18 protein-coding genes and 1 pseudogene are annotated in these 21,401 nt (G+C 46.6%); all 19 read left to right on the forward strand.

The window, feature by feature from the left end:
* Window positions 1–2: 2 nt before the first annotated feature.
* The 19 genes and pseudogenes from ACSYSK_RS03915 (at window position 3) to trpB (ending at window position 21,258) form a co-directional block, all read left to right on the forward strand.
* Window positions 3–2,279, forward strand: a complete 2,277-nt coding sequence (locus ACSYSK_RS03915; RefSeq protein ID WP_491715604.1) for an ABC transporter permease — start codon at window positions 3–5, stop codon at window positions 2,277–2,279.
* Between the two features lie 210 nt (window positions 2,280–2,489).
* Window positions 2,490–4,688, forward strand: a complete 2,199-nt coding sequence (pcrA, locus tag ACSYSK_RS03920) for a DNA helicase PcrA (protein ID WP_491715853.1) — start codon at window positions 2,490–2,492, stop codon at window positions 4,686–4,688.
* Window positions 4,689–4,697: 9 nt separating this feature from the next.
* Window positions 4,698–6,716 (forward strand): NAD-dependent DNA ligase LigA, encoded by a 2,019-nt coding sequence (gene ligA, locus ACSYSK_RS03925; protein WP_491715605.1) that lies wholly within the window; start codon window positions 4,698–4,700, stop codon window positions 6,714–6,716.
* Window positions 6,713–7,837 carry a CamS family sex pheromone protein gene (locus ACSYSK_RS03930; RefSeq protein ID WP_491715606.1) on the forward strand — a complete coding sequence of 375 codons (1,125 nt, stop codon included), beginning with the start codon at window positions 6,713–6,715 and terminating at the stop codon, window positions 7,835–7,837. The genes ligA and ACSYSK_RS03930 overlap by 4 nt, the downstream gene beginning before the upstream one ends.
* Before the next feature lie 141 nt (window positions 7,838–7,978).
* Complete coding sequence (gene gatC, locus ACSYSK_RS03935) at window positions 7,979–8,281, forward strand: Asp-tRNA(Asn)/Glu-tRNA(Gln) amidotransferase subunit GatC (RefSeq protein ID WP_491715607.1); 303 nt, start codon at window positions 7,979–7,981, stop codon at window positions 8,279–8,281.
* The gene (gene gatA / locus ACSYSK_RS03940) at window positions 8,282–9,745 is read left to right on the forward strand and encodes an Asp-tRNA(Asn)/Glu-tRNA(Gln) amidotransferase subunit GatA (protein WP_491715608.1); all 1,464 of its coding nucleotides are present in this window, start codon (window positions 8,282–8,284) and stop codon (window positions 9,743–9,745) included. It abuts the gene before it with no gap.
* Window positions 9,745–11,178 (forward strand): Asp-tRNA(Asn)/Glu-tRNA(Gln) amidotransferase subunit GatB, encoded by a 1,434-nt coding sequence (gatB, locus tag ACSYSK_RS03945; RefSeq protein ID WP_491715609.1) that lies wholly within the window; start codon window positions 9,745–9,747, stop codon window positions 11,176–11,178. The genes gatA and gatB overlap by 1 nt, the downstream gene beginning before the upstream one ends.
* A 29-nt stretch (window positions 11,179–11,207) precedes the next feature.
* Window positions 11,208–12,206: a diacylglycerol kinase gene (locus ACSYSK_RS03950; protein ID WP_491715854.1), complete on the forward strand. Its 999-nt coding sequence runs from the start codon at window positions 11,208–11,210 to the stop codon at window positions 12,204–12,206.
* Between the two features lie 70 nt (window positions 12,207–12,276).
* Window positions 12,277–13,644, forward strand: coding sequence for a 23S rRNA (uracil(1939)-C(5))-methyltransferase RlmD (gene rlmD, locus ACSYSK_RS03955; protein WP_491715610.1), 1,368 nt, complete (start codon window positions 12,277–12,279; stop codon window positions 13,642–13,644).
* 84 nt (window positions 13,645–13,728) lie between these two features.
* The gene (locus ACSYSK_RS03960) at window positions 13,729–13,932 is read left to right on the forward strand and encodes a hypothetical protein (RefSeq protein WP_491715611.1); all 204 of its coding nucleotides are present in this window, start codon (window positions 13,729–13,731) and stop codon (window positions 13,930–13,932) included.
* Window positions 13,933–13,946: 14 nt separating this feature from the next.
* Complete coding sequence (locus ACSYSK_RS03965) at window positions 13,947–14,417, forward strand: dihydrofolate reductase family protein (RefSeq protein WP_491715612.1); 471 nt, start codon at window positions 13,947–13,949, stop codon at window positions 14,415–14,417.
* Between the two features lie 94 nt (window positions 14,418–14,511).
* On the forward strand, window positions 14,512–14,847 hold the full coding sequence (locus ACSYSK_RS03970) for a hypothetical protein (protein WP_491715613.1): 336 nt from the start codon (window positions 14,512–14,514) through the stop codon (window positions 14,845–14,847).
* A complete protein-coding gene (locus ACSYSK_RS03975; protein ID WP_491715614.1) occupies window positions 14,844–15,110 on the forward strand; it encodes a hypothetical protein in 267 nt (88 codons plus the stop codon). Before ACSYSK_RS03970 ends, ACSYSK_RS03975 begins: the two co-directional genes overlap by 4 nt.
* A 172-nt stretch (window positions 15,111–15,282) precedes the next feature.
* Window positions 15,283–15,822, forward strand: a complete 540-nt coding sequence (locus tag ACSYSK_RS03980; protein WP_491715615.1) for a TetR/AcrR family transcriptional regulator — start codon at window positions 15,283–15,285, stop codon at window positions 15,820–15,822.
* A pseudogene (locus ACSYSK_RS03985) lies at window positions 15,823–16,388 on the forward strand (NAD(P)H-dependent oxidoreductase).
* Window positions 16,389–16,479: 91 nt separating this feature from the next.
* Complete coding sequence (locus tag ACSYSK_RS03990) at window positions 16,480–17,670, forward strand: phosphoenolpyruvate hydrolase family protein (protein ID WP_491715616.1); 1,191 nt, start codon at window positions 16,480–16,482, stop codon at window positions 17,668–17,670.
* 84 nt (window positions 17,671–17,754) lie between these two features.
* Window positions 17,755–18,963 carry a Tm-1-like ATP-binding domain-containing protein gene (locus tag ACSYSK_RS03995; RefSeq protein ID WP_491715617.1) on the forward strand — a complete coding sequence of 403 codons (1,209 nt, stop codon included), beginning with the start codon at window positions 17,755–17,757 and terminating at the stop codon, window positions 18,961–18,963.
* A gap of 7 nt (window positions 18,964–18,970) precedes the next feature.
* On the forward strand, window positions 18,971–19,801 hold the full coding sequence (locus tag ACSYSK_RS04000; RefSeq protein ID WP_491715618.1) for a phosphoenolpyruvate hydrolase family protein: 831 nt from the start codon (window positions 18,971–18,973) through the stop codon (window positions 19,799–19,801).
* Between the two features lie 263 nt (window positions 19,802–20,064).
* Complete coding sequence (trpB, locus tag ACSYSK_RS04005) at window positions 20,065–21,258, forward strand: tryptophan synthase subunit beta (RefSeq protein WP_491715619.1); 1,194 nt, start codon at window positions 20,065–20,067, stop codon at window positions 21,256–21,258.
* Window positions 21,259–21,401: the final 143 nt, after the last annotated feature.

Consider the following 21,401-nt stretch of genomic DNA (forward strand, 5'->3'; position numbering starts at 1 on the left):
CAATGAGTCTGTTACTGCGAAAATTAGGACGAACGATGCTTAAAAATTGGACCCAATTTTTTTCGGTATTTTTGATGGCCTTTTTGAGTGTGTTGTTGTACACGGGATTAGAAGGTACATGGAAGGGAATGGAAATTAGTGTTGACCATTATTTGAAGCAGACGAATTTAGCCGATTCGTGGGTTCAAGCGACTGCGGTTAAGCAAGATGAATTGACCGAGATCAAAAATTTACCAGCGGTAAAAAAGATAAGTGCGACGACCGAGATTATGGTTAAGCTGAAGACAAACGGCAAAAAACGTTACGTGTCGTTGACTACGCCTGAGCAAAATGGAATTTCCCGGCCGTTAGGGTACCAAAAGGGTAAACTACACACCAATGAAGTTTATCTGAATACGATTTTTGCTCGCAGTAATCATTTAAAACCAGGTGACCGAGTGACTTTTATTGACCACACACGTCGAGTTTCCTTGCGAATAGCTGGACTAGTACGCTCTCCGGAAAAGATGTATTATACTGGTTCAAACGATTTTATTTCTCCTCAGCAACAAGATTATGGTTATGGCATTATCAGTCAGAAAACGTTGATTACTCGGTTTGGCTATTTAGGTGGTGCTAATACTATTTCTTTAAAAAATAATAAAAATGGACAAGTTGAACGTCAAATTCATGCTATCTTAGGAGAACACTTTATCAGTATGCAAACGCGACGGTCTGATCCTGCAATTTCCACGGCACTTGACCGGATCGGCCAAATTCGTAATTTGGCAGTTTTGTTTTCATTGATTTTTATTTTGTTAGCCGTTTTAGCAATGTATACTACGATCAAGCGGGTGATCGACGCGCAACAACAAGATATTGCTACGTTACGTTCTTTAGGGTATTCCAATCGTTTTTTGACAATGTATTACTCATTGTACGGTGCGGTGATTGGAATGTTGGGTACGATCGGCGCGTGGGCGTGTGCACCACTACTATCACATTTTGTACTAAATTCGCAAAAGAAGATGTTTGATTTACCACGATGGCAAATTGGCTATACGCCGTATTCCTTATTGTTAGCGGTGATCGTGATTTTATTTTGCGTTGGAGCAGCACTATTCGCGGCACGAACGGGGCAGAAATTAACTCCTGCGGCAGCAATGCGTCACGAAAATAGTAAAAAAGCGCAGCGAATTTTGCTAGAACGTTTTCCTAAACTATGGTCTAAGATACAGTTAGGAACGCGTTGGACTTTACGCGATGGCGCTAATAACCCCGGGCGGTCATTGTTAGGAATTGTAGGTGTTATGGGAGGATTAGCGTTGATCATGACGGGATTTGGCACAAAGGATTCAATGAACCGCCAAGTCGATCAGATGTTTGGTACAGAATATAATTATCGTTACCAACTGAACTTAAATCCGCAAAATACTACGATACAAAATCAACAACTTGCGGTCAACAATAATGGACAGCAGTTGGCTAGATCAGTCGTTAAACTAGCTTTGCGCGGACAATTTGACCGGCCACTGACCGTGATTGGGTCGGGAAAGTACGTGCATTTAATGACAACTACTGGGCACACTTTGCAAGCTGGTGGTGTTTATCTTAGTGAAGGGTTAGCTCGCAGTGCCAACATTAAAGTTGGTAAAAGAATCGGCCTTTTACCGGCATTAAGTAACAAAAAGCGTTATTTTATAGTTAAGGGAATCGTTAAAACTAACACGACTCAAGGAGTTTTCGTTACTCAAAAAACATGGCAGGATGCAGGGTATCATTTTCATCCCACAGCGATTTTGACCGGTGAAACTCATTTGCACTATGCGAAAAATCAAGTAGATCAAGTAGTCGAACTAAAAAAACAACATGCTAATGCGCATCTAATGGTAGCTAATTTAAATAGTATTTTCTTATTAATTCAAGTTTTTGGGATCTTACTAACGATTGTAATTTTATATAATTTAGGTTCACTGAATTTTACTGAGCGGACGAGAGACTACGCAACGCTTAGTATTCTAGGTTTTCACAGGTCTGAATTACGCAGATTAACTGCCGGAGAAAATATTGTCACTACGGTGATCGGTTTATTGGTAGGAATTCCATTTGGGATCTGGTTTTTGGCTAAATACGTGACGACCTTTACTACAGAGCAAATCATGTATTACCCGACGATCAGTCAGCTGAATTTGTGGTTGGCATTGGCGATCACGGTGATTTTTTCATTATCAACAGTTATTTTGATCGGTAGCAGGTTGAAAAAGTTAGACATGATTGCGGCGACGAAGGGAGTAGAGTAGCAAACGCAAATAAGAATGTAATTTACGGAGATGTAATTAGGATCAGAGACAAACTAAATTTTTTGTCCTGGTCCTTTTTTGTGGGCATTTGAAGGTCAAATAGCAAGCCGTTATTCAGCGGCTGACTCGCCGTACGATTGTGTTATAATAGGGTTCGATAAATTCAAGAGAGGATTGAACACATTGAGTCACACTGATTTGCTCGCAAATATGAATGACAAACAAGCTCAGGCTGTCCAGTGCACGCAAGGACCGCTGTTGATCATGGCTGGTGCTGGTTCTGGTAAAACGCGGGTCTTAACTCACCGTGTTGCCTATTTAATTCAAGAAAAAGGAGTTTTGCCTTGGCGGGTGTTAGCTATTACCTTTACCAATAAGGCTGCTACCGAAATGCGGGAGCGGGTCAACACGCTGCTGGGTGATTCTGCCTCCGAGATCTGGGTCTCGACGTTTCACGCGTTGTGTGTGCGTATTTTACGCCGCTATGCCGATCAACTGGGCTATAGTAAGTCGTTTACGATCGCCAGTTCTTCCGAACAACGTACCCTAATCAAAAATATCTTAACGGACTTAAATATCGATCCGAAAAAAACTAATCCGCGGGCGATTTTAAGTGCGATCTCGAATGCTAAAAATGATTTATTAACACCGGCTGATCTGGCAGGACGGGTCGGTTCGCCGTTTGAGCAAAACGTCGCTAACGTTTATGAACGCTACCAAAAAGAATTGCAGCGTAATTCTGCGTTAGACTTTGACGATTTGATCATGCAAACGATCGTCTTGTTCCAACAGTTTCCGGACGTTTTAGCGCATTACCAAGACCAATTTGAATACATTCACGTTGACGAGTACCAGGATACTAACGAAGCGCAATACACGTTGGTTAAAATGTTGGCGCAAAAAAGGCAAAATCTGTGTGTCGTGGGCGATGCCGATCAGAGTATTTACGGTTGGCGCGGGGCTAACATGGAAAATATCTTAAATTTTGAAAAAGATTATCCTGCCGCCACGGTGATCAAATTGGAACAAAATTACCGCTCGACTAAGTCGATTTTGGCTGCGGCTAACGCGGTGATCGAAAATAACGTTCACCGCAAGGAAAAAAAGCTCTGGACGCAAAACGATAACGGCCAAAAAGTCCATTATTACCGGGGAAATAACGCTAACGACGAGGCTTATTATGTTGTTAAAAACATTCAAGAAAAACAACGCACCAAACGCCAGCATTACCGGGATTTTGCCGTTTTGTACCGTACCAACGCCCAGTCACGGGTACTAGAAGAAACCTTTGTTAAGACTAATATTCCTTACAAGATAGTGGGAGCACACCGCTTTTACGACCGTAAGGAAATCTTAGATATTCTCGCCTATCTGCGTTTGGTGACTAATCCCCAGGACTCGCTAAGTTTCGCGCGGATCGTCAACACACCTAAACGGGGGATCGGCGCTACTAGTCTAGAGAAGTTACAGGCTTTTGCGACCGCTAACCAGCTGACGATGTTAGAAGCCGCACAAAACGCCGTGATGGCCGATATTTCGGGGAAAGCCGCGCAGCGTTTGACCAGTTTTGCGCAGCTGATCTTAGACTTACACGCGCTAGAAGAAAACGCGACGGTCACCCAGATCACCAACGAGATCCTGGAGCGTTCGGGTTACCTAAAATCGTTACACGAAACTAAGAGTTTGGAAAATGAGAGCCGCCTAGAAAACCTCAATGAATTTTTGACGGTTACCCAACAATTCGATAATTCCTGGCAAGCCGATGAAGAACACCAGGATATTTTTGGCGACTTTTTAGCGGACCTGGCATTGGTTTCAGACCAAGACAGCGTTGACGAACAACAAGACGAAGTTACTTTAATGACGTTACACGCGGCTAAGGGGCTGGAATTTCCCGTGGTCTTTTTGATCGGAATGGAAGAAGGAATTTTTCCAATATCCCGCGCTTTAGCCGATGACCGGGAACTAGAAGAAGAGCGGCGTTTGGCCTACGTGGGAATTACGCGGGCACAAAAAGAGCTCTATTTAACTAACGCTTATTCGCGCATGTTATATGGCAGAAGGCAAAATAACCCAGCGTCTCGTTTTATCGATGAGATTGGACCCGATTTGTTGGTATCCGACAACAAAGAAGAGCCGCTGCGCAGTAACGGTAGCTTTAGCGGTAACTGGGGTAAAAGAAAAGTGGCCGCTCCTTACCTGCGACCGAGTAGTGTGATCAAAGAGCAAACGACCGGAGCCGAGAAAAAAGCCTGGCAGATTGGTGATCTGATCGAACACAAGAGTTGGGGAACGGGTACGGTTGTACGGGTCACGGGGACTGGCGATGATACCGAATTAGATATTGCTTTTAAAGAGCAGGGGATCAAACGTTTACTGGCGGCCTTTGCACCGATCCAGAAGAAATAAGGAGAAAAAATGGCTGAAGATGAAGTAGTTGAACAAATACAACACTTGCGCAAAAGACTGCTTGCGTGGGGAACTGCTTATTATAATGCTGATGCGCCTCAGGTCGAAGATGCAGTTTATGATCAGGCCTACCGTAAGTTGCAGGAATTAGAACAACAACATCCCGAATTGGTGACGAAAGACTCTCCGACACAACACGTGGGCGGCAGTGTCGCCAGTGGGTTTACTAAGGTGACTCACGAGATCCCGATGCTTTCTTTGGGCGACGTTTTTTCGCAGGCAGAATTGCAGGAATTTGTGACTAAATTAGAACAGACGACGGATACGCAGATCCCGTTTAACTGTGAGCTAAAGATCGACGGCCTAGCGATCTCGTTGACCTACGAAAACGGGATATTTGTCAAGGGGTCGACGAGAGGCAACGGTGTGATCGGCGAAGACATTACCAACAATTTAAAAACGATTGCGGCGATCCCTGCAAAATTGAGTGAACCAGTTTCACTGGAAGTTCGTGGTGAATGCTACATGCCAAAAGAGGCGTTTGTAGCCTTAAACCAACAACGCGAACAAGCGGGCCGCCCGGTATTTGCTAACCCCCGAAACGCTGCCGCCGGTTCTTTGCGTCAGCTGGACGCGCGGGTGACTAAAAAACGTAATTTAAGCACCTTTATTTATTATTTAATGGAGCCGCAAAAATACGGGATCACGACCCAGAGTGCGGCTTTAAAACAGATGCAAGCTTGGGGCTTTAAGGTCAACCAAACGGCACGTTTAGCCCAAAATTGGCAAGAGATCGCCGCTTATATCGACGAGTATCAGGAAAAAAGAACGCAATTAGAGTACGATATTGACGGTATCGTACTGAAAGCCGACCCGTTTAGGATCCACGAACAAGTCGGCAATACCGTGAAGGTTCCCAAGTGGGCGATCGCCTACAAGTTTCCGCCCGACCAACAAGAAACGGTCGTGCGCCAAATAGAGTGGACCGTGGGACGTACCGGGGTGGTGACGCCGACGGCTATCATGGATCCCGTGCAGTTAGCCGGGACGACGGTCAGCCGCGCGTCGTTGCACAATCCCGATTACCTGCAGCAAAAAGACATTCGCTTGTTAGATACCGTTAAGTTGCACAAGGCAGGAGATATTATTCCCGAGGTAGCTGAGGTGGTACTAGCCAAACGCCCGGCGGACGCTCAACCTTACGAGATCCCGACGCACTGTCCGCAGTGTGGTTCGCGCTTGGTACACGAGGCTGACGAAGTGGCTTTGCGCTGTATCAATCCTAAGTGTCCGGCGCTGCTCAAGGAAAGCGTGATCCACTTTGCGTCGCGCGATGCGATGGATATTCGCGGACTAGGCAAGCAAATTATTGCCCAGCTGTTCAGTAAAAATTTGATCGCAGACGTCGCCGACTTGTACGAGTTGACGACCGCAGACCTGTTACAACTCGATAAGGTCAAGGAAAAAACGGCAGCTAACTTGCTGACGGCGATCGCTAATAGTAAGGATAATTCGGTAGAACGCTTGTTATTTGGGTTAGGTATTCGCCACGTTGGCGCCAAAGCCGCCCGGATCTTGGCGCAACATTTTGGCAATCTGGAAAAGTTAATGGCCGCTGACCAAGAACAGATCGAAGCTATCGACTCGCTAGGCACGATCATTGCGGAAAGTGTGGTGCAGTATTTCGGAAACCACCAGGTCCAAGAATTACTCCAGGAACTCAAAAAACAACACGTTAATTTCGCTTATTTAGGGCAAACTCAAGAACAGGTGGCACAAACGGCAAAAGCCAGTCAATTTTACGGGAAAACCGTGGTGTTAACGGGGACGCTGACGACACTGACGCGGGCTCAGGCCAAAACGTGGCTCCAAGAACACGGTGCTAAGGTGACCGGCAGTGTTTCGCGCAAGACTGATCTGTTAGTGGCTGGGCAAGCTGCCGGGTCTAAGCTAACGCGGGCCCAAGAATTAGAGGTCCCAATTATCAACGAGCACCAATTTCGCCAACAAATGGAGGGAACGCAGTGAAACGAAAGCTAAGTATTCTGGCGGCACTAGCAATGACGTTGCTTTTAGTGAGCGCGTGTCAAAAAGAAAGCCATAAAAGTAGTTCTGGCAACCAAACAACGACTAAGCAGGCGAGTTCTGATTACCAAGGGGTCGTTCAAAAAGGTCGCTACCAAACCAGCAAAGCCAGGGGAGTCGGCGTGGCTCAAAATGCCGATAACCTGTTAAACTTGAAGAGCTTTGAGGCGGGGTTGACCCAGCTTTCTAAAAAGGAATTTTCCCCTAAAAAATATGTTTTCCAAGAAGGACAGCTGTTAAGTAAAAATACGGTGGAAAACTGGTTGGACCGCAAAACTAAAGACAATCCGAGCGGGTTAAACCCGCCTGATAACGGGCAAAACGACGCTAAAAAGCGTAACCCGATGTACGTGCAACAGATCGAAGAACAAGATTACATGAAAAACGATAACGGCACCTTGTCGTTAAGCGGCATGACGGTGGGGATCGGGATGAACCAAAAGGATTACTACCAAAAAGAAGAATACGGTGCGACTTTTACGACCGATATTCCCCACGACGTGATGGTTAAGCAAGGTCAGATCGCGGCATCCAAAGTACTAACGCGGATCCGCGCAATGCACGGGGTGCCGGACAATTTGCCGATCATGATCGCGCTGTACGAACAGGCGCCTAACGATAGTTTGGTGGGCGGCTCGTTTTACGCTTATTCCGTGAGTCGGCGGGGCAACAATTTGGGCTCGTGGAAGCACACCCACCTAGCTAGTTATACTTTCCCGGCGATCGCAACCAAGTCGATCCCTAACGATAACGACGAGACTTCGTTTGAAAGTTTCCAAAATAAGATCAAAAATTTCTTCCCCAATTTAGCGGGAGTGACCGCACAGGGACAATATAACGAGCAGACGTTGCAGGGAATGCACGTTAATATCACGACCCAATTTTATGGTGAATCGGAGATCAATAGTTTCACTCAGTACGTGGCGCAAGCAGCTAAAAATTACCTACCGGGTGGTATTCCAATCGATATTACGATCAAGGGTGCAGACGGGACCATGCAGGCCTTTTTGGCAAATGACAGCGGCAACGGTGAATACTACACGCATGTGTTTGGCAGTTATTGATGCGTGGTGGCGGTAAGTTTAAATTCCAAGTTCGAATTTAACTTGCTTAGGTTAGCCGTCGCTTACTCTCGCTTTGCTTCACTCACTATTATTATGCTAAAATGTTAACTGGTTATTTTACGGTAGAAAGAAGGAAATTCAATGGCAATCTCAGCACAAGAAGTGCAACACGTTGCTCATTTGGCTAAATTAGATTTAGCCCCATCCGAATTAGATAAATTTGCTGGTCAAATGGACCAGATCATTAACATGGTCCATCAGTTAAGCACGGTCGATACTGATGGCGTGCCGGTTACCAGTAACGTTGCACAGGCTAAAAACGTCATGCGCGAAGACGTTGCTGTTGCGGGTACTAGCCGGCAAGAAATGATGAAAAACGTGCCGGACAGCGCCAACGGCTACATCAAAGTTCCGGCAATTATCAACGAAAGTGAGGAAGGCTAGATGGATTATTTAAAAAATGACCTCACGAGCGTGCACAACGGGTTAGTCAATCAAGAATTTAGCGTTGCTGAATTAACGCAAGCAACCTATGACAAGATCGCCCAGATCGACCCGCGCATCAATGCGTTTTTGACTTTGAACAAGGAAGCTGCGCTCAAACGGGCGGCTCAAGTCGATGAGGCCGGGATCACACCGGAAGCAACTTTAGCGGGAATCCCCCTGGCAATTAAGGATAACATCGTTACTAAGGGCTTGAAAACAACGGCTGCCAGCAAGATCTTGGCTAATTTTGAACCAATTTATGACGCGACCGTGGTGGAAAAAATCAACCAGGCGCAGATGATCAATATCGGTAAGACCAACCTCGATGAATTTGCGATGGGTGGTTCGACCGAAAACTCCGCCTTTCAGGTGACTAAAAACGCTTGGAACCAAACTAAAGTCCCGGGTGGTTCTTCGGGCGGTTCGGCCGCTGCCGTTGCCTCGGGACAGGTACTCGCTGCTTTGGGGACCGATACCGGTGGTTCGATCCGCCAACCCGCGGCTTATAATGGTATCGTCGGGGTCAAACCAACTTACGGGCGGGTATCGCGCTATGGTTTGATCGCCTTTGGTTCCAGTTTAGACCAAATTGGGCCACTGACTAGGACTGTCAAAGACAATGCCTTAGTCTTAAACGCGATCGCAGGGCACGATCACCGCGATTTCACCAGTTCGGACAATGCGGTTCCGGATTTCACCGCGCAGTTGACCGGCGATGTTAAGGGACTACACATTGGTGTACCACGTGAATACATGGACAAAGGGGTCGATCCGGCAGTTAAGGATGCGATCAACCAGGCAATTAAGACCTTAGAAGGTTTAGGTGCTACGGTCGACGAAGTTTCTTTACCTTACAGCAAATACGGCGTAGCGGTTTATTACATTATCGCTTCGTCCGAAGCTTCGTCTAACCTCCAACGTTACGACGGCATTCGTTACGGTTTTCGGGCACAAGACGTTAAAAACTTGGAAGACGTTTACGTTCGTTCACGTTCGGAAGGATTTGGCGATGAAGTTAAGCGCCGGATCATGTTAGGAACATTTTCGTTATCGGCCGGGACTTATGATGCTTATTTCAAGAAAGCCGCTCAGGTCCGGACGTTGATCTGTCGTGATTTCACCAAAGTGTTCGCTGATTACGACTTGATCTTAGGACCGACTACGACGAGCCCGGCCTTCGATATTGGTGCGGAAGTCGACGATCCGTTGACGATGTATATGAATGATATTTTGACGATTCCCGTTAACTTAGCTGGCTTACCAGCGATGTCATTACCCGCTGGCTTCACGGACGGACTGCCGATCGGAATGCAACTGATCGCACCTCAATATGGCGAAGAGACACTTTACCGCGCTGGCTATGCGTTTGAACAGGCAACTGATTTTCATTTAGCAGTACCTGAGATTGGGGGATTAGACTAATGAATTTTGAAACAACGATTGGCTTGGAAGTCCACGTAGAATTAAAAACTAACTCCAAGGCTTATTCTCCGGCACCGGTGCAATATGGTCAGGCGCCTAATACCAACACCAACGTGATCGACTGGGCCTATCCGGGGGTATTGCCGTTGGTCAACAAGGGTGCGTTAGAATACGGGATGCGTGCTGCGTTAGCTTTGCATTGCAAAATCAGACAAGATATTCATTTTGACCGGAAAAACTATTTTTACCCGGATAATCCGAAAGCCTATCAGATTACGCAATACCAGACCCCAATCGGTTATGACGGCTGGTTGGAAATTGAACTGGAAGACGGAACGACTAAAAAAATCGGGATCGAAGAACTACACGTTGAAGAAGATGCCGGGAAAAATTCCCACGAACCCGATGGCTATTCTTACGTCGATTTGAACCGGCAGGGCACACCGTTGATCGAAATCGTTTCGCGGCCTGATTTGGCGTCGGCCGACGAGGCTTATGCTTACATGAAAAAATTACGGCAAGTGATCCAGTTTACCGGGGTTTCGGACGTGAAGATGGAAGAAGGCTCAATGCGTGCCGACGTCAATGTGTCGGTGCGGCCGCTGGGTTCTGATAAATACGGTACTCGGACCGAAATGAAGAACTTGAACTCGTTTGAACACGTTAAAAACGGGGCGGAATACGAAGCTAAACGCCAGGCACAAGTGTTGATGGCGGGCGGCAAGGTCCAATTAGAGACTCGCCGTTTTGACGTTAATACCGGCGAAACGGTCCTGATGCGGGTCAAAGAAGGGGCTAGCGATTACCGCTATTTCCCAGAACCTGACTTGCCACCGATCCATATTTCCGACGAATGGATCGCACAGGTGCAAAAATCGATCCCCGAAATGCCGGAAGAGCGGCGTGCTCGCTATGTTGAGCAGTGGGGTGTGCCGGCCTATGATGCGGGCGTTTTGACCCAAACAAAAGAAATGTCTGACTTTTACGAAGAAACCGTCGCTGCAGGGGCTGATCCTAAATTAGCCGCTAACTGGCTGATGGGTAACGTCAATGCTTACATGAACGAACAACACCTTGAATTAGGGCAACTGGCACTGACACCAAAACATTTGGCGGCGATGATCGCCTTGATCCAAGATGGCACGATTTCTTCTAAGATTGCTAAAAAGGTCTTCCAACAAATCGTAGCTAACGATACTGACCCTAAGCAATGGGTAGAAGAAAAAGGGATGGTACAGCTATCGGATCCTAAGGTCTTGCAACCAATGATCGACGAAGTTTTGGATGCTAACGAGCAATCTATCACGGACTTTAAGAACGGGAAAGACCGGGCCGTGGGCTTTTTGGTCGGTAACATTATGAAAAAAACGCGGGGCAAGGCTAACCCTAAAGTAGTTAACCAGTTATTGATGGCTAGTTTGAAGGAAAGGTAAGATCTCGCGTGAAGGCGAGGCAACAAGTGATGAAAAAAAGGTGTCGCATTATTTATAACCCAACTTCTGGCAGAGAAGCGATGAAACGTGATCTGGTCGGGATTTTGGACATTTTGGAGGGTGCTGGCTACGAAACGAGCGCTTTTGCTACTACGCCCCAGCAAGATTCGGCTAAAAACGAAGCTCGGCGTGCGGCGCAAGAAGGGTTTGACCTAATTGTCGCTGCTGGCGGTGACGGGACGATCAATGAAGTCGTTAACGGGATCGCGCCGTTAAAAAAACGCCCACAAATGGGAGTGATCCCCGCCGGTACGACTAACGACTATGCTAGGGCGCTGAAGATCCCGCGCGAAGACCCGCTAGCGGCCGCCCGGGTGATTGCACGCGGACAGACCGTTAAGATGGATATTGGTCAGGCAGCAGAGAAGTATTTTGTTAACATCGCTGCCGGGGGGTTGCTTTCCGAATTGACTTATTCGGTTCCTTCCGAGCTCAAGACTATTTTTGGTTACTTGGCTTATTTGGTCAGGGGAGCCGAATTATTGCCGCGCATCAAACCGATCAAGATGCACTTAGAATACGATCAGGGAGTGTACGATGGCACGGCCTCGATGTTTTTTGTGGCGCTGACTAATTCGATCGGCGGTTTTGAACAAATCGTACCTGATGCTTCTTTAGATGACGGTAAATTTACCTTGATCGTGGTCAAGACCAGCAATTTGATCGAAATTTTACACCTGGTCCAAAAGGTGTTTAGCGGTGGTAAGCATGTCGATGACCCGCGAGTTTTGTACGTAAAAACGGCTAAGATCAAGGTTAAGCCGGTAGACGAAAAAATAATGATCAATATCGACGGCGAGTATGGTGGCGATGCGCCGGTGACGTTTGTTAACCATAAACAGTTGATTGAAATGTTCGCTAATACGGATAAGTTACCTAAACACGCGATCACGGCGGAAGCGACGTTAGCAGACGACGCCCGCAAACACTTTGTCGAAGAATTAGACCATTTACCAGATGATGAATAATTGGACGTGAGCTAAAGGGAGCGAGACAACTTAGTTTTGTTTCGTTCCTTTTTGTTAGTGGAGGAAAATAATGAAAAAACAATTGCCAGTTACTAAGAACCAAGAGCTACAAGCCGAGATCACCGATTTGACCTATCAGGGAATGGGGGTCGCTAAAATAGAAGGCTACCCGTTATTTGTTGCCGGTACTTTGCCTGGCGAGCAGGTGAGCTTGCACGTGGTCAAAACTACTAAAAATTACGGTTTCGCTAAGTTGATCAAAGTTTTACGGGAAAGTGCCGAACGGGTCGGCACCGGGCAAAAAGAATTTTTGGATACCGGGATCGCGCCACTGCAACACTGGGCTTACCCCGCACAGCTGCGGTATAAACGCAAATTGCTGACGGACCTGTTGACTAAAGCGCACCTAGACTTGGAGGTCGCTCCCGTAGTCGGGATGGACGTGCCGTTACATTACCGTAACAAGGCTCAAGTGCCGGTGCGAATGGTCAACGGACAGCTAGAAACTGGTTTTTTCCGCCAAGGCAGCCATCATTTTGTCCCGTTGGAAAACTACTACATTCAAGATGAACGCATCGATGAGGTCTTAAAGATCGTGCGTGACCTGTTGCGTCAGTTTCAGATCAGCGCATACGACGAGCAACATCATCAAGGTATTGTGCGGACCTTGTTCGTGCGCCGCGGGTATCACAGCGGTGAAGTGATGGTGGTGTTAGTGACGCGCACTAAAAAACTGCCCAACGGTGAGCAGTTGGCCCAATTGATCCAGGAAAAATGTCCGGACGTAGTTGCTGTGTTGCAAAATATCAACCCGGAAAAAACCAATGTGATCTTAGGAAAAACAACTCACGTACTGGCGGGACGTAATTACATCGAAGACCAGCTCAACGGACTGACGTTTAAGATCTCGGCACCGTCATTTTACCAGGTCAACCCGCTTCAGACCGAAAAATTATACGCGCGGGCCGTAGAACTGGCCGACTTAAACGCGACGCAAACGGTACTCGATGCTTACTGTGGGATCGGGACGTTGACGTTGGCGATGGCCCAACGAGCTCAGCAGGTCTACGGTGTCGAAATCGAGCCGCAAGCCATCAAGGACGCCAAGGAAAATGCGCGGGAAAACGATTGCCACAACGTTAAATTCGTGGTCGGTGACGCTAAAGAACAGATGAATAAGTGGGCGGACGCAGCGGTCAAACCCGACGTAGTAGTAGTCGACCCACCGCGTAAGGGGTTAGCAGCAGAATTTATCACTACGACGGCTAAAATGCAGCCCCAACGCGTAGTGTATGTTAGTTGTAACCCGGCGACGTTGGTACGTGATCTGGGTCGTTTTCAGGAAGTTGGCTACGAAGTGACTAAGCCGCTGGAGCCGTTTGACCAGTTCCCACAAACGACGCACGTGGAGACGATCGCGGTGTTGGAAAAAAAGTAGCGTAAAATTTCTCCTTGACTTCAAGTCAACTTTAAGAGTTACACTGACTTTGACTTAATTTACTAATAAATGGAGGCAAAGTTGATGAAACGTAGTCAAGTAGTGATCCATATGTACGTGTCGCTTGATGGCAAGATCGAAGGAAATTATGGAAGCGGGATCTCTGGTCAGTATTACAGCGATGAACTCTACCGCATCAGTAATGCCGATGCCAATGGGCGCAAGACGATCCAAAAATGCGCGGCGCCGGCGCAAATTGCTTTGGACAATGCGATGCAACGGGATTAACGTACGCAAATTGGTTGCCCACTGAGATTACCTCCCAGACTTGGTCGGTGTCTTTTGACCGCAAGGGGCGGTGTGGTTGGACCCAAAATTATTTTGCCTATAACGGTCACCGCATGCACGCACTCGAGGTGGTGACTAGGCAAGCCGACAAACGGTATTTGGCGTACTTGCGGACGATGAAAATTCCTTATATCGTCAGTGGGCAGACCGACTATGACCTAGAAGAGGTCTTGGTGTTGTTAAAACAACACTTCCAGATCAATACGCTAGCCGTTTGTGGTGGGGCGCTGATCGACGGAGCGTTTTTACGTGCGCACCTAGTGGACGAGATTTCGCTGGTAGTTGCTCCGGTAGTTAGCGGCGATGTTACCGGCAAAACGGCTTTTGATACCTTAGGCGAGGACGTAGACGACATTTTTACTTTTGATTCGGCCCAAAAATTAGCCGACGGCGGGGTCCACTTACGTTTTAAACGCCAAAACTAGGGGTCATTTTTAAATTTACGGTGGTAATTTGGCCCACCGCGTCTTACAATCAAAGTAACGATTACAGTTAATTTGAACGAAGAAGTGGGCAGTAGTGAGTGAAACAACTGAATTGCGGGTAATTTTTACTCGCCGCGGGTGCAAGCCATTTTTTAAAAAACATCCGGGACAACAAAAGATGATCGCACGAAAAATTAGTGCCGCCCTGTGTCGCGAAAGTCAAACGGGTATGACCAAGGTCAAACTAGCCACCGAGCACCGCTTTAATAACCAGTTGTGTTACGAATTTCGCCTAAATTTGGGGAAGATCGGTTCCGCGCGGATCGCTTTTACGCTTCACGAGCGGCAAGCAACCGTGTATTTGATCTCCAGTGAATTGCAAAAAGCAACGTTTAGCCACGAACTGGCCCAGTTAGTGAGCGGCTCATGAAAAAAATACCACTTAAGCAGGCCAAGGGGCTGCTAAAAAAAGCGTTACGGTCACGAAATGACCAGCAGATCGTGTTTTTGACCGCTAAAAAAGACCGTTCACTTACTTTAGCGGTTACAGAACAAGAAATTAAGGTGACCGAGCAAGGCTACGTCAATGAAACGACAACCTATGCGCTGTCAGAGGCCAAACACGCGTTGCAAGCTGCTTTTAAGCGTGAATTTCCGCGCAGCCACCAGGTCTACGTCAAAATCGGGGGATGATAAATGTGGCAGACGGCTGGAGTGCAGGTCGTTTCGGCTAGGTAAGCGTAAACAGGCAGGGGACTAAGACTAGACGTGGTCTTGGTCCTATTTTTGTGTCTTGACATTTTTGATAACAGTGTTATGATAATTGCTGTAATTTAAATAACACTGTTATCAAGAAAGGTAAAATATGACTAACGATACTAAACAAAAGATAATTGCCCAAACGATTCGCTGGGTTAAAACTGACGATTATCAGCGCCTTTCACTGCGCAAATTAGCACAGCAATTGGGATTAACGACGGGGGCGTTTTACCAGCAATTTAAGAGTAAAAATGAACTTTTTTACCAAACCGCAATGGAACTGTCGCGCCAGGTAGTAGCACAATTGGAAGTCACACCTGCTTTACCAGCGGCCGAGCAGTTATTACAACTCGCACAGCAATTTTGCGCGTTATTCGATAGCGAGCCTAAAGTAATGGACTTTTTGTTTTTTAATCCGGCGCTAAAAGATGTTTACCAGCAACAAGACAGTAATTTTGCTTTCTTACAACTGATATTAGACTTAGTTCACCAGGTAAATCCGGGACAGTTAAGTGACCAGCAGTTGTTTATTCAACTCTGGGCGTTTATTCAGGGATATGCCTTACTGCTGAAAAATCAGGTGGCCAGTTACGACCCGCAATTGGTAAAACAGACGCTCACACAGTTTATTAAGGGGGACCATTAGGTGCTGATCATTTATTGTCACCCGTACGAAAAAAGTTTTAATCACGCCATTTTAACGGCGGTTTGTCGTAATTTGACCGCGCAAAAAATTACTTATCAGGTGATCGACTTGTACGCGCAAAATTTTGAGCCGGTTTATTCCAAAGCAGAATTAGCTTTATTTCACGCGGGAAAAACGCAAGATCCGCTGGTGACTAAGTACTTAGCGATGTTAACGAAAGCAACTAGCGTAATGTTTATCACCCCGTTATGGTGGAACAGTATTCCCGGGATGCTATCGATAAGGTGATGAAAGAAGGAGCATCATACACGGTCACTAAAACGGGAATCCACGGGAAATTGACTAACGTTAAACACTGTTATGTTTTGACGACGTCGACTTCACCAACATTTTATCTTCGCTGGTTTTGCGGTAACGCGGTGCGCAAGATTTTTGTGAACCAAACGTTGAAACAGCTAGGATTTAAGGACCGTCACTGGCAAAATTTTGGCGGGATCACGTTTTCCAGTACTACTGCCCGAAAAAAATATCTCGCTAAGGTGCAACAGCAAAAATTTAAGGACTAATAAAAAAATTAGGGACTGAGACAAAATAGAGTTTTGTTCTCAATCCCCTTTTTGTCGTATACTTCATAAGAAAGCAAATTCAATTAAGAAGGTGACTGAGATCAATAAGCTGAAAAGCAATTTACGCCAACAGTTAAATAAACACCACCCGTTGTTGAGTTTAAGTACGACTACGGGAATGAGTGCACTGCATGCCTTAGAATCGGGCGCCGATTTCATTATGGTCTTAAATTCGGGTAAGTTTCGCCAAATGGGTCGTTCGTCGCTGGGAGGGTACTTACCGTTTATCAATAGTAACCAGCAGGTCTTTCAAATTGCTGCGCAAGAAATATTGCCGGTGATCAAGGGATTTCCGTGTGTGCTGGGGATCAACGCGACGGATCCGAGCTTAGATCCCACACAATTACTGCAATTTTTGCGCGAGTATCAGGTTGCGGGGATCGTTAATTATCCGACCGTCAGCTTGTTTGACGGGCAGTTTCGTGAAGGCCTCAATGAAGCGGGCATCAGTTACCAACAAGAAATCGTTTTACTGGATCGGATGCACCAACAGGGGATCTTTACGGTGGCGTTTGTGACCAATACTGAAGAAGCCTTGGCGGCTAACGCGATCGCAGTTGACGTGATCTGTATTCATTTAGGCCTGACCCAAGGAGGGGTGCTAGGTGCCAAACGGATTCAAAGTTTTGCGGCGATGATCGCCAAGGTCAAAGTGATCTGTGAACAGCTGGAGCAACAACAAACCAAAAGTATCGTGATGATCTACGGTGGGATTTTAAACGAACTGACCGAAGTCCGTTACATGTACAACTTGATCCCCCAGATCAACGGCTATATTGGGGGTTCGACTTTTGAACGGATCATCCCCGAACAAACGTTATCCCAGCAGATCCACGCGTTTAAAACTGCGGATAAAACGTTAGACGATAACTTGACCGTTAAGATCTTAAAGGGCGTTGGCGAATACTATCAGCCGGTCGATTTTGTCAAGCGCTTTATTGCGGAAAATTATTCGGTGCCGATCTACCTGGCAGACCTCGCGGAGATGTTGCACTTGACGCCGACGTATTTGAGCACTCTTTTTAAGAAAAAAACCAATCAGTCGTTTTCGCAATATTTGGTTCGCTTTCGCTTGAATAAGGCGGTGGAGCTGATGAAATACCGTAATCAACCCCTAAATAAGATCGCGGAGATGGTCGGTTATCCCGATTATGCTCAGTTCAACAAGATTTTTAAAAAATATTTTGGTCAGGCGCCTAAAGCGTACCGCCAACACATATAATAACTAATAATCCCAATGATAATACCTGTTAATGTAACCCTTTTCAAATTATGATGAAATAGTGATTTGAAGGGAGGTTAGTTAATGAGCACGATTGCTTTAGTGGGAACTTTTGATACTAAAGGCCAGGAGTTTAGTTATTTACGCCGGGTTTTAGAGAAATTGGGCACTCAGGTGTTAACGATCAATGCGGGGGTATTTGACCCGACAGTTCCGGTTGACATTGACTCCGAACGGATCGCCCAGATCGAGGAACTGACAATGGCCGAGATCCGCGGTAATTATACCCGGGGTGAGGCTAATTCGATCTTAGCTCACGGGTTGAGGGTCTTGCTACCACGGCTATACCAACAGGGGCGTTTTCAAGGGATACTATCGCTAGGCGGTTCCGGTGGTACTTCACTGGTTACTCCAGCGATGCAGGAGTTGCCTTTAGGAGTACCGAAGCTGATGGTTTCTACGGTAGCTTCCGGTAATACTAGTTCTTATGTTGGCACTAGTGATATTTTAATGATGCCATCGATCGTTGACGTTTCGGGATTAAACCAAATTTCGCGCACGATTTTTAATAACGCGGCTGCGGCGATCTCCGGGATGGTCAATGCGCGTATCCCAGCAGAAAAAGACGATCATCAACTGGTGGGGGCGACGATGTTTGGCGTGACGACCAAGGCTGTCGACCACGCACGCCAGGAATTGGACCGGCAAGGATTAGAAACATTGGTCTTTCATGCTACGGGTACGGGTGGTAAAACGTTGGAATCGTTGATTGCTCAAGGTTATTTCCGCGGTGTTTTGGACTTAACTACCACTGAAATTGCCGATGAGCTTTGCGGTGGGATCTTAACAGCTGGTCCGAGCAGGTTACAAGCTGCACTTACAGCGCAGGTTCCAGAAGTCATCGCCCCTGGTGCCTTGGACATGGTCAATTTTGGTGAATTTGACACGGTACCTGCGAAGTACCAGCAACGCAATTTAGTTAAACATAACCCGACGATCACCTTGATGCGCACGACTGTGGCGGAAAATATCACCTTTGCTCAGTTTATGAGTGATAAGTTGAATAGCGCTACGTCGCGGGTCACGGTGATGATCCCGACGAAGGGCTTTTCCGAACTGGATGCACCCGACCAGCCGTTTTATGACCCGGAAGCTGACCAGGCGTTTGTGACGACACTAAGGGATAATTTACACAATGAATTGGTTCAAGTGCGCGAATTACCCTACAACATCAACGACCCACAGTTTACGACAGAATGTGTAGCAGAATTGAATTCATTAATGAAAGGATGACAATGACATGGATACGAGAAACAGAGAACAAATTATTACCGATTTTAAACAAAAACGACAAAAAGGCGAGGTTTTAGTTGGAGTTGGTGCCGGTACCGGGATCACCGCTAAAAGTAGTGAAGCCGGTGGTGCTGACTTACTGATCATTTATAATTCTGGTCGTTACCGGATGGCTGGCCGCGGTTCGTTAGCCGGACTATTATCTTACGGCGATGCCAACCAGATCGTAGTTGAGATGGGCCAAGAAGTATTACCGATCGTTAAACACACGCCGGTCCTTGCAGGTGTTTGCGGTACCGATCCGTTTAGGGTAATGGACATTTACTTAAAACAATTACAAGATCAAGGCTTCAGTGGGGTACAAAATTTTCCAACAGTGGGATTGATCGACGGTGTTTTCCGGCAAAATTTGGAAGAAACCGGTATGGGCTACGACTTAGAAGTTGACATGATCCATAAGGCTCACGAGTTAGGCATGTTAACGACACCTTACGTATTTGATCCGCAACAAGCGACGAAGATGGCTCAAGCTGGTGCCGATCTATTAGTGGCGCACATGGGATTGACCACTAAGGGTGCGATCGGGGCACAAACTGCATTAACTCTGGACGAATGTGTCGACCGGGTACAGGCAATTTTAGACGCTGGGCGCAAAGTTAACCCGGATATCATGGTAATTTGCCACGGCGGCCCGATCGCTGAACCAAAAGATGCTGCTTACGTGATCGAACGGGTCAACGGCATCGACGGCTTCTTCGGTGCTTCTAGTATCGAACGGTTAGCCGCAGAAAAAAGTATTAAAGAACAGACCGAAAAATTTGAAAGCATCCGGAAATAAAGATTAATTTATTCTTGCTTTTGATTAAAAATAGGTTATAATAAGATTAAATAAACGAAAGGAATGGTTATCATGATGAAAAGTTGGCGTAACTGGCATAGTTAGGTAGGTTTACATCACGGGTGTAGGCTTACTTTGGTGAGATTTGTAAAAGCCTATGCCAGATAATCATTTTCTGATTAGTCGAGTGGCATATTTGATGTCATTCGACTTTTTTGGTTACCGCGGTAGTAGGCTCGGACTGAATGAAAGAGGTAATCAAAATGACTAACGCAGTGCAACAAAATATGTATTACGGTGAATTTGGCGGCCAGTACGTACCCGCTAATATCAAGGGTGCTTTAGATCAAGTAGCAAAAACTTACTTACGTTACCGTGACGATCCTGATTTTAGGGAAGAATTAGCTGGTTTACTGCAGGATTACTCGGGACGCGCAACGCCACTATACTACGCGGAATCTTTTACCAAGTATTTAGGTGGAGCTAAGGTTTATTTAAAACGAGAAGACCTTAATCATATGGGAGCACATAAGTTAAACAACGTTTTGGGCCAGATTTTACTGGCTAAGCGAATGGGAAAAAAACGGATCATCGCAGAAACGGGTGCCGGTCAACACGGGGTGGCTACGGCCGCGGCGGCTGCACGTTTTGGCTTAAAATGCGAAGTCTTCATGGGGGCGTTGGACTGCAAGCGCCAGTCGCTAAATGTTTTTAAAATGAAATTGTTAGGCGCTACGGTCCATCCCGTAACGACGGGAACGCAATCGCTAGAGGATGCTGTGGCTGCGGCGTTTGCCGATTTTGCCGCTCATTTGGATGATACTTTTTACATCGTAGGTTCTGCAGTAGGACCTTATCCTTACCCGCAAATGGTGCGCGACTTTCAAAGTGTGATCAGTAAAGAAGCTAAACAACAGATCCTAGATAAAGAGCATCGCTTACCTGATGCGGTGATCGCTTGTATCGGTGGCGGCTCTAACGCGATCGGTTCGTTTGCGGAATTTATTGCGGATCAAGAAGTCCAGTTGATCGGAGTCGAAGGCGCGGGTCACGGGGTCGATACTCCCGAGAATGCCGCTACTATGACTAACGGAATAGTGGGAATCAGCGACGGCATGAAATCTTACGTCTTGATGGATGATGCCGGCAAGGTATTACCTGCATATTCGATTTCTGCTGGACTGGATTATCCTGGAGTGGGGCCGGAACATGCATACTTAAAAGACAGTCAGCGTGCGCAGTATTATGACATTACGGACCAAGAAGCGGTGGCGGCATTTCAGTTATTGTCGCGTTTAGAAGGAATCATTCCGGCATTAGAAAGTTCTCATGCAATCGCTCAGGCGGTCAAGATGGTACCGCAAATGAAAAAAGACCAAATAGTGATCGTCACGGTTTCGGGACGTGGGGATAAAGACATTGACCAAGTGGCAGATTACTTGCACATTAATGCGTAGATAATAGTGATTAAGAGGGATTGGGACAAAAATGTGATTTTGTTCCAATCCCTCTATTTTTAGTGTTTTATTTTCTTGAAAGGATAGATTAGTTGCGCTCCGAAAAGCCAGCAGTCTGCGGCTAGCTACGTCGCTGTTAAATT

Source organism: Ligilactobacillus sp. ESL1201, assembly GCF_058503265.1.

Bases quoted from the DNA above. Each gene is read 5' to 3' on its own strand.
- ACSYSK_RS03915 (WP_491715604.1), top strand. From the start codon at position 3: ATGAGTCTGTTACTGCGAAAATTAGGACGAACGATGCTTAAAAATTGG.
- pcrA (WP_491715853.1), top strand. From the start codon at position 2,490: ATGAATGACAAACAAGCTCAGGCTGTCCAGTGCACGCAAGGACCGCTG.
- ligA (WP_491715605.1), top strand. From the start codon at position 4,698: ATGGCTGAAGATGAAGTAGTTGAACAAATACAACACTTGCGCAAAAGA.
- gatC (WP_491715607.1), top strand. From the start codon at position 7,979: ATGGCAATCTCAGCACAAGAAGTGCAACACGTTGCTCATTTGGCTAAA.
- gatA (WP_491715608.1), top strand. From the start codon at position 8,282: ATGGATTATTTAAAAAATGACCTCACGAGCGTGCACAACGGGTTAGTC.
- gatB (WP_491715609.1), top strand. From the start codon at position 9,745: ATGAATTTTGAAACAACGATTGGCTTGGAAGTCCACGTAGAATTAAAA.
- ACSYSK_RS03950 (WP_491715854.1), top strand. From the start codon at position 11,208: ATGAAAAAAAGGTGTCGCATTATTTATAACCCAACTTCTGGCAGAGAA.
- rlmD (WP_491715610.1), top strand. From the start codon at position 12,277: ATGAAAAAACAATTGCCAGTTACTAAGAACCAAGAGCTACAAGCCGAG.
- ACSYSK_RS03960 (WP_491715611.1), top strand. From the start codon at position 13,729: ATGAAACGTAGTCAAGTAGTGATCCATATGTACGTGTCGCTTGATGGC.
- ACSYSK_RS03975 (WP_491715614.1), top strand. From the start codon at position 14,844: ATGAAAAAAATACCACTTAAGCAGGCCAAGGGGCTGCTAAAAAAAGCG.
- ACSYSK_RS03980 (WP_491715615.1), top strand. From the start codon at position 15,283: ATGACTAACGATACTAAACAAAAGATAATTGCCCAAACGATTCGCTGG.
- ACSYSK_RS03995 (WP_491715617.1), top strand. From the start codon at position 17,755: ATGAGCACGATTGCTTTAGTGGGAACTTTTGATACTAAAGGCCAGGAG.
- ACSYSK_RS04000 (WP_491715618.1), top strand. From the start codon at position 18,971: ATGGATACGAGAAACAGAGAACAAATTATTACCGATTTTAAACAAAAA.
- trpB (WP_491715619.1), top strand. From the start codon at position 20,065: ATGACTAACGCAGTGCAACAAAATATGTATTACGGTGAATTTGGCGGC.